We start from the raw sequence: 15,924 nt of genomic DNA, 5'->3' as shown, positions 1-15,924 counted from the left end.
TGGCCAAAACATGCAAAAATTGGATTAATATCGTCGGAATTACGTTAGTCACCAAGGGGATATAAATTAGACTATTCTATTATGGCCAAAGCCAAGACGGCATATTTTTGTCAGGAATGTGGGTATAATTCGCCAAAATGGGTGGGCAGATGTCCGTCGTGCGGTGAATGGAATACTTTCGTTCAGGAAGTTATTGAAAAGGAGGACAAAAAAACAGCGGTTTCCTGGAAATCGGTGAATCTGGCTAGCCGACCGCGGGCGATTGCTGAAATTGTCTACGAAAATGAACCGCGCATTCGCACATTCGACGAGGAGCTAAACCGCGTACTTGGAGGAGGTATCGTGCCTGGCTCGTTAGTGTTGATCGGCGGCGAACCGGGAATAGGGAAGTCGACATTAATGCTGCAAATTGCATTGACGCTTTCCGATAAAAAGGTGCTATATGTTTCTGGCGAGGAATCCGAAGCGCAGATCAAAATGCGAGCTGAGCGTATGGCGGCCAAAAGTGATAACTGCTTTATTCTCACAGATACTCAAACCCAGAATATTTTCAGGCAAATAGAGGACTTTCAGCCGGAAATCCTGATTGTTGACTCAATACAGACCATGCAATCGACTTATATCGAGTCGGGCGCGGGTAGTGTGTCGCAGGTACGCGAGTGTACGGCCGAATTTATGAAGTATGCCAAGGAAATGGGTGTTCCGGTGTTCCTTATCGGGCACATTACCAAAGATGGCTCGCTTGCCGGCCCGAAAGTGCTGGAACATATGGTGGATACCGTGCTTCAATTCGAAGGGGACCGCCACAATACATACCGGATACTGAGGACGATGAAGAACCGTTTCGGAAGCACTTCCGAACTGGGCATTTATGAAATGCAGGGAACCGGTCTCCGGCAGGTGAGCAACCCCTCGGAAATCCTTATTTCGCAGCGCGATGAGCCGGTCAGCGGTATCGCGATTGGCTCGATGATGGAGGGGAATCGCCCGTTGCTCGTGGAAATCCAGTCGCTGGTAAGTGTGGCAACCTACGGCACGCCACAGAGGAGCAGCACAGGATTCGATGCAAAACGATTGCAAATGCTGCTGGCCGTGCTCGAAAAACGGGGCGGTTTCAGGCTTGGCGTGCAGGATGTGTTTTTGAATGTCGCCGGAGGTTTGAAAGTGGAAGATCCGGCCATTGATTTGGCGGTGATTGCTTCGCTGGTGTCTTCTTATGAGGATAAATTCATTCCGCCATCGGTATGTTTTGCAGCGGAAGTGGGGCTAGGTGGCGAAGTACGCGCGGTGAATCGCATCGATAGCCGCGTTTCAGAAGCGGAAAAGCTGGGATTTAAGAAAATTTATATTTCAAAATACAACAGCAAAGGCCTGGATTTGCAAAGAGGGAAAATCGAAGTGATACCTGTTGCACATTTGGACGAGCTGTTTATGTCGCTCTTTTTGAATCAATAGCCTGGATTCACAGCTGTTAATGGTGGCCAAATGCATTAACGCATTTTGGAATGCTTCACCAGGTAGGCGAGCAATACGGGGTCGAAACCTTTGGCAATATCCGCTTCGATGAAGTCGATTTTGTATTGCCCGCATTTCAGCTTCAATTTTTGATAAAAATCGCCGACAAACTGCTGGTACGATTCGCGTACCTGCTCGGGCTGGACTTTGATTTTTTCCCCGGTTTCGAGGTCCACAAACTCGTAAGGACGGTTTTCGAATGCGAAATTCTCTTCCGTTTTACGGTCGGTGACGTGGAAGAGCAGTACTTCGTGCAGGTTATGCCGTAAATGCTGCAATGCGGAGAAAATCTTGTCGGCTTCCTCGATATTATCGAACATATCACTGAAAATGACCACCAAAGAGCGCTTATGGATCTTTTCGGCGATCTGATGCAGCACGTCGGCCACCGAAGTTTTCAGCAGCGGACGGTTGGCTTGTAGCTGCTGTTCCAGTTCGAGCATGATCTTGTGCACATGCGAGGGCGTGGATTTTACAGCTGTTTGTACTTCAATTTGTTCCGAAAAAGTGCACAGGCTCACGGCGTCTTTTTGCCGTTGCAGCAAATAGGTAAGGCTCGCCGCAGCCATGACGCTGAATGTCATTTTGCCGTAATTGTCCTCGGGATAATACATCGAAGACGACGTGTCCAGCAGAATATGGCACCGCAGGTTAGTCTCTTCCTCGTAGCGCTTGACATATAGCCGATCGGTTTTGGCAAAAACCTTCCAGTCGATATTCCGTGTGGATTCGCCTGTATTGTAAAGCTGATGTTCGGCAAACTCGACTGAGAAGCCGTGAAAAGGGGATTTGTGAAGACCGGTGATGAAACCTTCTACCAACTGTTTTGCAAGAAATTCCAGATTCCCGAATTCTCTGACTTTGGCCAGATCCAGTTGGCGGACACTCATGTTAGCATCAAGGCTTACTTACTTCTCATCGAAATGACTTTGCCCGATTTCGGGTCGATTTCTTCGTTGGGTGACAAGAGCACCATTCCTTCCATTCCAACAACCCTTACCGAAACATTGGCGACGCCTTTGGCGAGGATGCCCAGCAGACGGGCTGCTTCTTTGCTGAGATCTATCACACGGTGCCTTGAAAACGGACCACGGTCATTGACTCTCACAATCACTTTTTCATCATTATCCAGATTCGTCACTTCGAGCATGGTATTGAGCGGATAGCTCCGATGGGCGGCCAGCAGTTCACTGCTTTTATGTACTTCCCCGAATGAGGTTTTCCTGCCGTGGAAGCGCGCCGAGTAGTAGGAGGCGGCCCCGGTTTCCGTTTTGCCGAGTTTTACCTGAGCCATGGCTTCCGGTAACAGCGCGACAAACGCTAACATGGTGAGAATCAGAATCCGACGATAAGTCATTTTTCTGGATTTAGGTGAAACATAATAAGGTAAAAGTCCCTTATCTCATATCTTCCTTTGGTGTTTCAGGTCAATTTTAAAACCCACGAATTTCAAAACTAGTGAAAAGATCTAAACAAACCAGCAAAAATTGCAGTTAATTTCAACGCGGCGGTCGACTGTACTTGTAACCCACAACTAACAAATTGCTAATATGTTCCGGTTTTTTTGGAAGCAGCAATAAACTTTATATTTTAGCGTTTGGAAACCTATTTAAAACTAAACATAGTGGAAGACAGAGAGCAAATCTACTCCAAAAGGGTCAGGGCGGGAAAAAGGACTTACTTCTTCGATGTTCGCTCTACGCGATCTAACGATTACTATCTTACCATCACAGAAAGCCGTCGCCACCCTCAGGGAGACGGATTTACCTACGAAAAACACAAAATGTTTTTGTACAAGGAGGACTTCGACAAGTTCGTGGAGGCATTGAAAGAAGCGGTGGATCACGTGAAGACAGAATTGATGCCAGAGGTTGACTTCTCGCAATTCGAATCCAAAGGAGACGAGGTAGACGTAGTAGGGGAGTCGGACCTTAAGTGGGATTAAGAAATTCAGATATTAAGTAGAAGCCTTCGCAATTGATTACGAAGGCTTTTGGTTTTTGTACCTGCTAAATAGTAATTTTGCGAAAATTATTATTCAGCAGGCGGGCATGCTTTGCATTACAAATCGGGCATGCGGCCGCCGTTCACTGCTTACCATTCATATATGAGTCTTCAATGTGGGATTGTCGGATTGCCGAACGTTGGAAAATCCACCCTTTTTAATGCCATCTCTACCGGCAAAGCCGAAGCTGCCAATTATCCTTTTTGCACCATAGAGCCCAACGTGGGCGTTGTGACCGTTCCTGATGAACGGCTGGATACCCTTACCAAGCTGGTGAACCCTCAAAAGGTGATCCCTACGATCATTGAATTCGTGGATATTGCAGGCCTTGTAAAAGGCGCTAGCCAGGGAGCGGGATTAGGTAACAAGTTTTTGGCCAACATCCGAGAGGTGGATGCGATCGTGCACGTGGTACGCTGCTTCTCCGACGACAATGTCGTGCACGTGGAAGGCCGCGTTGACCCGGTATTCGATAAGGAAATCATCGATGCCGAGTTGCAGCTCAAAGACCTGGAATCAATCGAAAAGAAAATTCAGCGTACAGAGAAAGGTGCTCGCGCCGGCGATGCCAAAGCGAAAGCCGAACTGGAATGGCTGAAAAAATATAAAACTACGCTCGAAGAGGGCAAGAATGCCAGGGCCGTTGAAATCGATGCGGAAACGAGAGAATCGGTGATCGGTGACTTGCAATTGCTGACAGCGAAACCTGTGCTTTACGTAGCGAACGTGGACGAAGGCTCCATGCTGACTGGCAATGAGTATTCTGAAAAACTGAGAGAAGCTGTAAAACACGAAGGAGCGGATGTGATCGTACTTTGTGCGGCCATTGAATCTCAGATCTCTGAAATCGAGGATCCGGAAGAGCACGAAATGTTCCTGAGTGAATACGGGTTGAAGGAATCGGGCCTCAGCAAACTGATTAAAGCTTCTTATGCGCTTTTGAATCTTATTACTTATTTCACTGCCGGTGTTAAAGAGGTGCGTGCATGGACAATCGTGAAAGGTTGGAAGGCGCCGCAAGCTGCCGGTGTGATCCACAGCGATTTCGAAAAAGGCTTCATCCGTGCGGAGGTAATCAAAATCGCGGATTATGAGCACTATAAAACGGAACCTGCCGTAAAAGAAGCCGGTAAAATGGCGGTGGAAGGCAAGGAATATGTCGTCGCAGACGGTGATATCATGCACTTCCGTTTTAATGTCTAGTTTCTGACTAATGCATTAGATATGAAAAGAGCGGCCATGTGCCGCTCTTTTGTTTTGTATATCAATCCTCGTAATAATCGGGTGCGTCTTTATGGATCACGGCACGAAGCGTTTTGGCCATATGCAGGATCGTATCGACTTTGTAATGCGCTTTCTTAAAGATTTCAGGATTGTGTCCTTCGTTGATCAGCTGCATGAACATCTCGCGCAAAAACACCAGGTCATCGATATTCTGCGAAAAGTCCTCCACGACGTACATTTGGAAACCCCGGTCGTCGAGCTGCTGGAAGTAGAGGACCAGGTAAAGGTCGGTCTGCACGTAGAAGCTAATCACATGGTTCGTCTCGAAATTGGTTGGCATTTCATCATGGTCAACCAGACAATCGACAATGTAATTCTCGTCGTTCGTAATCGAGAGATTGGATGTGAGGTATACGCTGTTTGCTGATGATTTCATAACGTTAAGTAATTAACGCCGCCGGTTCCATTCTACGGTGCGGTAGCCAACGAGCAAATCGGCACGGCTGGCAGGCGGACGGTGATAGATCAATATATCATAGTCATTCTCGGTAGCTGCAAAATTTCCTTCAATATAAGATTCGTCAGGCTTCTGATTGCCTTTAACCATGGTGTAATTGTAGTTAATCACACCCTGTTTCACCATCATTTCTACCTGGTATGCCTGTGCGGTGGCATCATAAGTCATTTTATTGTGATCGGTAAGCTGCCAAAGGGTGAAAGCACCGTTCACATAAAATGTCGCGCCAGGATCTTCCTCTGTTTTCAATGTAAACACAACCGGCGTGTAATCGGCCTCAACGCTCCCGCGACCTGATTCCCGCTGATCTACAATGTATTGGCCGTTGAAATCATCGATTTGTATATAAGGGACGTGAGCGCGGGGCTTATCAGGGAAGAGGAACAGCTTCGTGAAATCATCTGTCCGCTCGATTTCGTTCACGCCATAACCGCGGCCGGTGAGCGAACGGCTATCGAAATACCGGAACTCATTTCCGCCCTGGAAAGTGTTTTCCAGGTCGAAAAATGTGTATTCAAGCAGCTGATCAAATGGGCGCACGTTGGTCGGTTTATAATTTGTCTTCGCCTGGTCCCAACGGAAGTTTTTCCGGATCACCACTTTGAGATCTGTCTGCGGGGCATTGAGCTGGTAACCTTTGTAATCGACCGAAAAATCAATCTGTTGATCCGAGAACTGTTGCTCGATTCCCTGGGAAAAACGTGCCTTCGCGGTAACATTCACACGCGGTTGATAATGCATAAACCGCCGGCTGAACATTAGTTTCCTGTCACGGTCGGAAAACACATAGATTACATAATTCCCCGGCAGCTTCAATTTGGGTAGTTCAAAACGATAATGCGTGTAAGGCACCTTCGTGCTGAACGACTGGTCGTAAGTATTTACCGGGTATTCGTTGAACTCGTAGGTGAATTCGATATCGTTCAGATTCGATTTGGTCCAATCGGCATTGCAATGAATGATTTTTGCGCGGTAACCCTCTGGCTGACCCGTCATATCATCGAATTCGAGTACGAGCGGGGCCGGATTACCCAACGGTGTAATGGGTGGTGTGAGCAGGCGGGTCGGGTTTTCAGGATCGTCAAGGGCCGGGTACAACAGTACGGTTTTGATCTTGTCCTGATAAATAAAATCTTCCAGGCGAAGTCCTTGCGGCTGCGCGTAAGCGTGTGTGCAAAAGAGAAAAAGAGCTATCAGCAATACTAAACGCATCTCGGGATTTTTAAATGAGTAACGATACTTTTTACGGTAAGGTACATATAGTTTGGAAAAGGTGATTTGAACATTATTAACTATTTTTGATTAGAAACCATGACAGCCGTAGCGATCAAAATGTACACACAGGAAGAATATCTTGAACTGGAACGCGCCGCGGAGTACAAGAGCGAGTACTATCGCGGGGAGATATTTGCGATGTCGGGAGCGAGTCGGTATCACAACCGGATTACGGAAAATTTGTCCATTGAAATTGGTACCTTCCTCAAAGGAAAGTCTTGCCAAAGCTTTTCCCGAGATATGCGTGTTCATATTCCGGAGAATACGCTGTATACCTATCCTGACCTGTTGATAGTTTGCGGTAAACCGGAGTTTCAGGATAATGAATTCGATACATTACTCAATCCTTCGGTAATTATCGAGGTACTTTCACCCAGCACAGAAGGCTATGACCAAGGAAAGAAATTTCATCTATACCGAAGTCTTCGGACACTCGCGGAGTATGTGCTGATCGATTCTCAGGAGGCCAGAGCTGAGGTGTATCGGAAGGGAAGTGATGGTATCTGGGCACTTGCATCCGAAGCAAGCGATATTGAAGGCAGCATCGAAATTGGTCACATCGGCCTCATGCTAGAAATGTCTGACATCTATGCGCAAACCGAAGATTTGAAATAAAAAAACGGGGAGCCATTCAGCTCCCCACACATTCATTCTATTTCCCCGAAAGCTCTTCCACTTCCAGCATCAGATTTTCCCAATCCTCTGTACTCTGTTCCAGCTTTTGCTTAATATCCGCATAAAACCGGTTCAGCTCAGCTAATGCGACAGAATCATTATAAATCTTAGGGTCGGCTAGTTTGCCTTCGGTTTCCGCTTTTCGTATTTCGAGGTTGTTAATGGTATCTTCCAGTTCCTCAATCTTCTTTCTGGCCTTTTTTAGCTTTTGAACATCTTCGTTGGATTGAGGTTTCCCATTGTTCTTATTCTGCGCAGGTGCAGACTGGTTTTTTTGCGGTGGAGCGCTGCTTACCTGCACTTTTTCACTTACAGCCGATTGCAATCCTCGTTCTTCTACCCAAATCTCATACTCCTCGTACGTGCCAGGGTATTCTTTGATTTGATGGTCTTCGATGTACCAGATCTTGTTCGCAATATTCTCCACGAAATAGCGGTCGTGGGAAACGACAATGTAGCTGCCTTCATATTGTTGCAACGCCTGGATCAGAATATTGACCGACTGCATATCCAAGTGGTTGGTAGGCTCATCGAGCAGCAGGAAGTTGGCCTGTGAAAGCAGTACCTTGGCCAATGCAACCCGAGATTTTTCACCTCCGGAAAGTACCTTAATCTTCTTGAAAACATCATCCCCCGTAAAAAGAAAGCAACCCAAAACGGTCCGCAATTCGGTTTCGGTCTTGGTAGGGTTGGCATATTTCAACTCCTCGATGAGGTTATGCGCCACGTTGAGGGATTCGAGCTGGTGCTGGGCGTAGAATGTAAACGACACATTGTGCCCCAATCGCCTTTTGCCTTCGATAGGCTCGGTGCCGGCTACAATGCGAAGTACGGTGGATTTACCACGACCGTTAGCACCGATCAACGCGATTTTGTCGCCGCGCTCCATGCTGATGTTGGTTGCGTCGAGGATCACCTTGTCGCCATAAGCTTTGGAGGCGTCTTCCAGTTGGAACACGTGACGGCCCGGCTGAGTCGTAAACTGGAAACGGAAATGCACTTTCGCGTTTTCGTCCAATACTTCATCCACCATATCCATCCGGTCCAACGCCTTCACCCGGCTTTGTACCTGGCGTGATTTGGTTGCCTTGGCTTTAAAACGCTCGATGAAGCGCTCTGTCTGGCGAATCTTGGCTTGCTGGTTTTCGTACGCACCGCGCTGGATATCGTTGCGGAGTGCTTTTTCTTCCAGGTAATAGGAGTAGTTTCCGGCGTAGTAGTTGAGTTTCCCACCCGAAACTTCCACAGTTGTATCAATGGTATTGTCGAGGAACTGGCGGTCGTGGGAAACGACGATCACGGCGCCTTCGTAGTTCTGCGTATATTTTTCCACCCATTGGATTGAAGGAAGGTCCAAGTGGTTGGTGGGCTCATCGAGCATGAGGAGCGACGGTTTTTGCAAAAGTAATTTCGCAAGCATTACGCGCATCCGCCACCCTCCGGAGAATTGGCGAAGCGGCAGGTTCAGATCAGCCGTTGAGAAGCCGAGACCTTCCAGGATCGCTTCGGCCTTGGACTGTACCGAATATCCGTCCAATGCTTCAAACTCTTCCTGCACACGGGCGAGCTTGTCCACGAGGTCGTCGGTATAGTTATGCTCCATATCGTGCAGGATTTTATCCATTTGCACTTGAAGAACATTCTGTCTTTCAAATGCCTGCATAGCCACCGAAAGGATCGAATCTTCGGTTTGGTATGAAAGCAGATCCTGGTTGAGGAAGCCGATCGTACAATCACCGGCTTTGGAGATCGAGCCGCCGTCGGGCTGGAATTCCCCATTGATCATGCGCAAGAGGGTAGACTTGCCGGTACCGTTCAGTCCGATAAGTCCGATCTTTTGTTTGGGCTTTATATGTAGCGAGGCGCCGTCGTACAATGCACGGTCGCCCAGGAAATAGCTGAGGTTCGTAATCGCGATCATGGTGCAAAGGTACGGGGAAAGAAGCAGATAGAAAAAGCGCGATGTTGGAATAGTTATAAAGGCAGTTGCGGTGTCGTTATGAACGGGTTATTTATGTAAATTTGGTCAATGAACAATCTATTCCCGATATTCCTCAAACTCGAAAACCTGCACACGCTCGTTGTGGGCGGCGGCTACGTGGGTTTGGAAAAAATTACCGCCGTTCTTGACAACTCTCCGCTCGCACGCGTGACGCTCGTCGCACCGGAAATCCGCGGGGAAATAAGGGAGGTTGCAGCGGCCAATTCCCGAATAAATCTAATTGCCCGGAAGTTCGAGGACGACGATCTTCGGGAAAAAGACCTGGTGATTGTGGCAACCAATGATAAGGCGGAGAATAAACGGATATGGGAAGCCGCCAGAGCCCGGCATATACTCGCTAACGTGGCCGATACGCCCGACATTTGCGATTTCTACCTCTCCTCGGTTGTCAGAAAAGGCAACCTCAAAGTGGCCATTTCTACAAACGGAATGTCGCCCACATTTGCCAAACGGCTCAAAGAAGTCCTTGGAGAAGCGCTGCCGGATAACCTTGAAACGGCGATGGAGCAACTCAAAGCGGTCCGCGATATGCTGAAAGGTGATTTTGCCTCGAAGGTCGACGAATTGAACCGCATTACTTCGGTTTTGACAGAAAAGAAAAAAGATGTCTCCTGAAACTGCTTAAATCGCAATTTCCAGACAATAAAATGCGATTTTGCAGTGTTTTTAGAGAGATTATTTGTCGGAATAACGCTACGCACTTCAACAGTATCGGGATTTTGTGCGTATTGAGTATATTCTTTTGTTTTTGCACAATTGGCATTGCTTTAATTTTTGTCACCGCTGGTGGTGGAATGTTTTCGCTTTTCGTGCGATAATCCGTATTATTGAATCTATTAATTTTTAAACCCGCTTCGGGCGGACGGACAGTTATTTGGGGTTAGACTTATACTTATTTATATGAATCTTTTCTATCGGATCAGTGGCCTGAGTCGGCTTATTGCGTTGCTCCTGGGTTTCTTCTTTCTGTCCGTTTTCGCTTCTCCGTTTTCTTCGTTTGCATTTGCCGCAGATATCGACGTGAAAGGTGTCGTAAAAAGCAGCACCGGTGAGCCGCTCATCGGGTCGACCGTGCGGGTGAAAGGCTTGCAGAAAGGTACCGTCACCAACGAAAAGGGTGAGTTCCTGTTGCAGGGCGTTTCCGATAATGCTACGCTTGTGATCACCATGATCGGCTTCCTTCCCAAGGAAGTGAAGGCGGCCAGAAGCCTGACCATCGAACTTGTAGAAGATGCAGTAGGCTTGCAGGATGTGGTCGTAACCGGTTTTCAGCAAATCAATAAGGACAAATTCACGGGCTCGGCAGTAACACTTAAAACCGATGATGTAAAAATTGACGGTCTGCCGGACGTTAGCCGGATGCTGGAAGGCCGTGCTGCGGGTGTTTCGATCCAGAACGTATCCGGTACTTTCGGGGCCGCACCCAAGATTCGCATTCGCGGTGCGACCTCGCTGAATGGCGCCAACAAACCCCTTTGGGTGATCGACGGCGTTGTGCAGGAAGACATTGTAAATATCTCCAACGACCAGCTTTCCAGCGGCGACCCGACGACATTGCTCGGCTCCGCCGTGGCAGGGCTTAATCCGAACGACATCGAGACTTTCGACATATTGAAAGACGCCGCCGCCGCTGCATTGTACGGCGCCCGTGCAATGAACGGGGTGATTGTGATTACCACGAAAAAGGGAAAAAGCGGCAAGCCGGTGATTACTTATTCGGGGAACTTCAGTACGCAGCTCGTGCCTTCTTACCGCAATTTCAATATCATGAACTCGGCACGGCAAATGTCGGTGCTGGGAAATTTGGAGCGGGATGGCTATTTGGGTACGGATATCCTTTCCAAACCAGACTACGGCGTTTATGGAAAGATGTACAATTTGATTCAGGTGGGCAATGACCAAGGGAACTTTGATCTGATGAATAACGCGGAAAAGAGGCGCCAATTTTTGTTAGGCTATGCGAATGCCAATACAGACTGGTTTGACGTCCTTTTCAAGCAGAATTTCATCCACGAGCATTCCCTGAGTGTTTCGTTCGGGACGGAGAAATCTAATTCGTACGCGTCGGTCAGTTACCTGGACGACAATGGCTGGACGATCGCTGATAAGGTAAAAAGGTATACCCTTAATTTTAACAATAACTACCAGCTTTCCGATCGCCTGAGTATTGGGCTGACTACACTGGCTTCGGTAAGGCGGCAGCAGGCGCCGGGTTCATTGAGCAGAAGGAGTAACCCGGTGGAGGGTAAGTTTGACCGCGATTTTGATATCAATCCATTCAGTTATGCATTGAACACCAGCCGGACGCTCACTGCTTACGATCAGAACGGCAATCTTGAATTCTTCAGAAGGAATTTCGCTCCGTTCAATATCATTTCCGAGCTTGCCAACAACAGGCTTAATCTGACATTGGCGGATATTAAACTGCAAGGAAACCTATCCTATAAACTTACGGATCACCTGAGCTACGATTTCCTTGGCGCGTTACGGTATATCCAGACAGGCCGCGAGCACATTATCACCGAGCACAGCAACATGGCTAATGCTTACCGGGCAGCCGACAACGCTACTATTGCGGCAGCTAATAAATACCTCTACGTCGATCCTGATGATCCGAATGCGAATCCGGTGGTGGTTCTGCCGAGTGGCGGTTTCTATAACCGCAATGAGGACCAGATGCTTTTTTACAACGTAAGGAACAACCTTCGCTATAACCAGAAATTCGGGGAAAGGCATGAAGTCAATGCACTGGTGGGGCAGGAAGTGAAATTCACCAATCGCCAGAATTCCAATAACACAGGTTACGGGTTCCAATACGATCAGGGGGGGACGCCGTTTGTCGACTACCGCATTTTGAAACAAACGATTGAAACCAACTTCCAATACTACGGAATGCAAATGGATTATGAGCGTTTCGCGGCATTCTACGGGAGCCTTGGTTACACGCTGGACGGCAAGTATAACGTAACAGGCTACGTGCGTTACGATGGTTCGAACCGTTTCGGTAAGTCAGCGATCGCGCGGTGGTTGCCTACGTACACCATTGCCGGTTCCTGGAACTTCGACCGCGAGAATTTTTTCAAAAACCTGAGCTGGTTGAGCATGGGGCGTCTGCGGTTGAGCTACGGGCTCTCGGCAGATACGGGTCCGGCTACCAATGCGGCGGTGTTGCTGCAAAGCATTATCACCCGCAGGCCATACGCGGATGAAAAGGAATCGGCTATCCAGCTTGCCGCGCTGCAAAACAAGGAGCTTACCTGGGAGAAGCTGTACAGCGGGAATGTTGGGTTAGATGTAGGATTGTTCGCCAACCGTATCAATTTTACTTTGGATGGCTACATCCGTAACAGCTTCGATTTGATCGATCAGATTAAAACATCCGGGATTGGCGGACAAATCTATAAAGTTGCCAACTATGCCGATATGGAGTCCTATGGTGCCGATTTTTCTGTGGACGGCGTGTTACTTAAGACCCGCGACTGGGATTTTCGCTCCCGTATTACATTCGGCTATTCGCATACGCGCATCACGAATGTGGATAACAGCCCCGGTATATTTGATCTTGTGAAAGCTGAAGGCGCGAATGTACAGGGCAAACCCGTGCGCAGCCTGTACTCGATCGATTATAATGCACTAAACCCTAAAACCGGTGTTCCTATCTTTATCAATGAAAAAGGGGAAGTAAGCTCTGACGTGTATTTGCAGGATCAGAATGTTCAGTATCTCAAATATGAGGGGCCGGTTGATCCGCCATTTACAGGTGGTTTTAACAATACATTGAGCTATAAGGGGCTAACGCTGAACGTGTTCTTTACTTATCAGGCGGGTAATAAAATCAGGCTTAACCCCTTGTTCAGGGGCGCATTTAGTGATCTCGACGCGATGCCGAAAGAATTTTACGATCGCTGGGTAATTCCGGGAGATGAAAGGTATCCGGCAAAGCCTTCGATTTCGGATCAGTTGGAATTGCTGTATCTGCAGGGGACTTATCCCTACAACATTTATAACTATTCAACTGAACGTGTTGCGAAGGGGGATTTTGTGCGGTTGAAGTCGGTGTCGCTGGCGTATAAGTTGCCGTTACAGGTGATTTCACGCTATGGATTTAAGGCAGCAAGTGTTCAGTTGTCGTCGATCAATCCGTGGTTGATTTATGCTGATAAGCGGCTGAAAGGTCAGGATCCTGAGTTTTTTAACTCGGGAGGAGTAGCGCAGCCCATTCAAAAGCAATTTACAGTTGCTTTGAAACTGACATTGTAAGGTTTGAAGATGATCTATTAGGAATGATATGACTACGATCAAAAAAATAAAAACAATCGCGATGATCTTCCCGCTGCTGGCGCTGGCCGGTTGTGAGGATTTCCTGTCGAAGGAACCGGACAGCACTAGGGCCATTATCAATACTCCCAAACAGGTGTCCCAGTTGCTTACGACTGCTTATCCGCAGGCAGGCTACATTGTATTCTCCGAAGGAATGAGTGATAATGTGGCCGATAAGGGAGCCGGTCAGGACGATAAAACAAACCGTGCTTCTTTCCTTTTCGAAGTAGTGGAAGCAACCGTGGATGAACAGGATTCGCCGGATCAGTATTGGGCAGAATGTTATCGGGCAATTTCGGTAGCGAACGAAGCGCTGGATATTATCAGCAAAGTTGCAGATCCCGATAAATACAATGCACAGAAGGGGGAGGCATTGCTGGCGCGAGCGTACGCGCATTTCATGCTGGTAAACTACTACTGTCGTTTTTTCGACCCGCAACAAGCCAACGACAGTCCGGGCGTTCCATATGTAACTGTACCGGAAGATGTCGTGATCAAGCAATACGAGCGCGGGACGGTAGCCGGCGTATATCAAATGATCGAAAAAGACTTGCTCGAAGGGCTTCCGCTGATTAGTGACGGCTCATACACGGTGCCTAAATACCATTTCAATATCGCCGCTGCGAATGCATTTGCGAGTCGTTTTTATCTGGTTAAAAAAGACTATCAAAAGGTTTTGCAATACACAAATGCCGCATTTCCGGGCAACAACTTTGCGGAAAACCTCCGTCCATGGAATACAACTTATTCCAGCCTGTCGCCGGAAGAGTTGTTCCGGCTTTATTCCCGAGCAAACCAGAATGCCAATTTGCTGCTCATTGAAACGTCATCGACATACGGACGGTACGTGGCCAATTACAGGTATGGCATGACCTATCCGAAATGGCAGGAGATTTCGGACAGTGAACGGATTATCACCGGTGGAGCCGGATGGGCGTACCCACTTTATTATCGGGGCGATAACAATTACTTTATTCCAAAACTGACGGAGTATTTCGTGCGCGAGTCGGTTAATGCCGAGATTGGACTTCCCTACGTGATGTTGCCCGCTTTTACTGTGGAAGAGGTGCTCTTCAACAGGATTGAAGCCAATGCTTATCTCAATAATACAGCCGCCTGCATTACCGATTTGAATACTTACATCAGCAAACGGGTCGATAACTATGATGCGTCACAGCATAAGGTTACTGCGGCCAGTATGCAGAGCTATTTCAGGACAGGTAATCTAAGAAACAACATTATAGAAACCGTATTAGCATTCAAGCGCGTCGAGTTCGTACAGGAAGGAATGCGCTGGTTTGACATTCAGCGTTATAATAGGACGGTGACACACGAAACCCGCAGCGGATCGGTTGTTTCGGTTCCTGCGGGGGACAACCGCAGGGTATTGCAGATTCCGCAGACAGCAGCACTTTCAGGCATAGCACAGAATCCAAGGTAAGAAAGCCATTCAACCATGAAAATGATATTAAGAAGTTTTACCAACTGCATTATTGCTGCCCTGCTGGCGGGCACGACCATGATGTCCTGTAAGGAAGAAAGCTTGGGCAATGTAGACGATATTCCCGGACTGGGTGGCGACGTATGGGCGGAGGGGCCGATTGATAAATGGATTCAGGACAGCCTGGTTGTACCTTACAATATTTCCGCAAAATATAAGTGGGATCAATTCGAATTCGGGAATTTAACGAAAACCCTCGTGCCACCGGATGAAGCGCAAGTGATCCCGTTGCTTAGCACTATCAAAAAGGCATGGACAAACCCCTACGTGGAGGAGGCAGGAAAGGTTTTTTACAATAAATATTCACCCAAATTTTTCATTCTCTCGGGTAGTAACGAGTATAACACCGAGGGTTCCATTACGCTGGGAACCGCAGAGGGGGGACGGAAAGTGATTTTGTACGGAGTAAATCTTTTTAAGATTAAAGGGATGACAGGCTATGATCCCGGAAGAGATTCTTCTTTTGTAAAAGACTGGTTCCTGCACACGATTCACCACGAATTCGGCCATATTCTGCATCAGACAGTGTTTTACCCCGTTGAATACAAGAACATTTCAAAAGCATATTATCAGGGTGGGAACTGGATCAACTGGAGTGATGCGGACGCCCGACGAGACGGGTTTATTACCGCTTATAGCTCATCCGCCTTCGACGAGGATTTTGTAGAGATGATCGCGATGATGCTCACCGAAGGAAAGGCAGGTTTCGAGAAGATCGTGAACTCGATCCCGGAAGGAACTAGCCCCAGCGGTGTAACAAAGGCCCAGGCGCAGGCCGCATTGCGTCAAAAAGAGGCTATTATTGTAGCCTATTATAAGAATACCTGGAAAATTGATTTTTACAGTCTGCAAAATAGAGTGCGGACGTCAATGAATAAACTTTTTTAATA

13 protein-coding genes are annotated in these 15,924 nt (G+C 47.7%); 8 read left to right on the top strand and 5 right to left on the bottom strand.

Going from position 1 to position 15,924, the window contains the following annotated elements; all coding sequences use genetic code 11:
• The first annotated feature begins 81 nt into the window (after positions 1-81).
• Positions 82-1,455, top strand: coding sequence for a DNA repair protein RadA (radA, locus tag J2Y43_RS03980; RefSeq protein WP_309981154.1), 1,374 nt, complete (start codon positions 82-84; stop codon positions 1,453-1,455).
• 35 nt (positions 1,456-1,490) lie between these two features.
• Here the strand turns inward: radA and J2Y43_RS03975 are convergent, their stop codons facing one another.
• Both J2Y43_RS03975 and J2Y43_RS03970 read right to left on the bottom strand, forming a co-directional pair.
• The gene (locus J2Y43_RS03975; RefSeq protein ID WP_309981155.1) at positions 1,491-2,405 is read right to left on the bottom strand and encodes a DUF58 domain-containing protein; all 915 of its coding nucleotides are present in this window, start codon (positions 2,403-2,405) and stop codon (positions 1,491-1,493) included.
• A 14-nt stretch (positions 2,406-2,419) separates the two neighbouring features.
• On the bottom strand, positions 2,420-2,872 hold the full coding sequence (locus J2Y43_RS03970) for a septal ring lytic transglycosylase RlpA family protein (RefSeq protein WP_223402732.1): 453 nt from the start codon (positions 2,870-2,872) through the stop codon (positions 2,420-2,422).
• 240 nt (positions 2,873-3,112) lie between these two features.
• Here J2Y43_RS03970 and J2Y43_RS03965 point away from each other — a divergent pair, with 240 nt between their 5' ends.
• Positions 3,113-3,460 carry a DUF3276 family protein gene (locus J2Y43_RS03965; protein ID WP_019942161.1) on the top strand — a complete coding sequence of 116 codons (348 nt, stop codon included), beginning with the start codon at positions 3,113-3,115 and terminating at the stop codon, positions 3,458-3,460.
• Positions 3,461-3,622: 162 nt separating this feature from the next.
• Complete coding sequence (ychF, locus tag J2Y43_RS03960; RefSeq protein ID WP_309981156.1) at positions 3,623-4,723, top strand: redox-regulated ATPase YchF; 1,101 nt, start codon at positions 3,623-3,625, stop codon at positions 4,721-4,723.
• 61 nt (positions 4,724-4,784) lie between these two features.
• On the opposite strand, the gene J2Y43_RS03955 is transcribed toward ychF, so the two are convergent.
• Together J2Y43_RS03955 and J2Y43_RS03950 are read right to left on the bottom strand one after the other, a co-directional pair.
• On the bottom strand, positions 4,785-5,180 hold the full coding sequence (locus tag J2Y43_RS03955) for a hypothetical protein (RefSeq protein ID WP_309981157.1): 396 nt from the start codon (positions 5,178-5,180) through the stop codon (positions 4,785-4,787).
• Positions 5,181-5,192: 12 nt separating this feature from the next.
• Positions 5,193-6,473 carry a DUF5103 domain-containing protein gene (locus tag J2Y43_RS03950; RefSeq protein ID WP_309981158.1) on the bottom strand — a complete coding sequence of 427 codons (1,281 nt, stop codon included), beginning with the start codon at positions 6,471-6,473 and terminating at the stop codon, positions 5,193-5,195.
• A gap of 99 nt (positions 6,474-6,572) precedes the next feature.
• On the opposite strand from J2Y43_RS03950, the gene J2Y43_RS03945 reads away from it, so the two are divergent.
• Positions 6,573-7,151 (top strand): Uma2 family endonuclease, encoded by a 579-nt coding sequence (locus J2Y43_RS03945; RefSeq protein WP_309981159.1) that lies wholly within the window; start codon positions 6,573-6,575, stop codon positions 7,149-7,151.
• A 37-nt stretch (positions 7,152-7,188) separates the two neighbouring features.
• On the opposite strand, the gene abc-f is transcribed toward J2Y43_RS03945, so the two are convergent.
• Positions 7,189-9,132 (bottom strand): ribosomal protection-like ABC-F family protein, encoded by a 1,944-nt coding sequence (gene abc-f / locus J2Y43_RS03940; RefSeq protein WP_309981160.1) that lies wholly within the window; start codon positions 9,130-9,132, stop codon positions 7,189-7,191.
• A gap of 108 nt (positions 9,133-9,240) precedes the next feature.
• On the opposite strand from abc-f, the gene J2Y43_RS03935 reads away from it, so the two are divergent.
• The 4 genes from J2Y43_RS03935 (at position 9,241) to J2Y43_RS03920 (ending at position 15,922) form a co-directional block, all read left to right on the top strand.
• Positions 9,241-9,828, top strand: a complete 588-nt coding sequence (locus tag J2Y43_RS03935) for a bifunctional precorrin-2 dehydrogenase/sirohydrochlorin ferrochelatase (protein ID WP_309981161.1) — start codon at positions 9,241-9,243, stop codon at positions 9,826-9,828.
• A gap of 285 nt (positions 9,829-10,113) precedes the next feature.
• Positions 10,114-13,473 (top strand): SusC/RagA family TonB-linked outer membrane protein, encoded by a 3,360-nt coding sequence (locus J2Y43_RS03930; RefSeq protein ID WP_309981162.1) that lies wholly within the window; start codon positions 10,114-10,116, stop codon positions 13,471-13,473.
• A gap of 28 nt (positions 13,474-13,501) precedes the next feature.
• The gene (locus J2Y43_RS03925; protein WP_309981163.1) at positions 13,502-14,974 is read left to right on the top strand and encodes a RagB/SusD family nutrient uptake outer membrane protein; all 1,473 of its coding nucleotides are present in this window, start codon (positions 13,502-13,504) and stop codon (positions 14,972-14,974) included.
• Positions 14,975-14,989: 15 nt separating this feature from the next.
• A complete protein-coding gene (locus tag J2Y43_RS03920; RefSeq protein ID WP_309981164.1) occupies positions 14,990-15,922 on the top strand; it encodes a putative zinc-binding metallopeptidase in 933 nt (310 codons plus the stop codon).
• The last annotated feature ends 2 nt before the right edge of the window (positions 15,923-15,924 follow it).

Origin of the sequence: Dyadobacter sp. BE31 (assembly GCF_031457695.1) — a bacterium.
In the GTDB taxonomy this organism is placed as follows: domain Bacteria; phylum Bacteroidota; class Bacteroidia; order Cytophagales; family Spirosomataceae; genus Dyadobacter.
The sequence above is the reverse complement of the archived record's forward strand: the minus strand, read 5'-3'. Positions and strand labels throughout refer to the sequence as shown.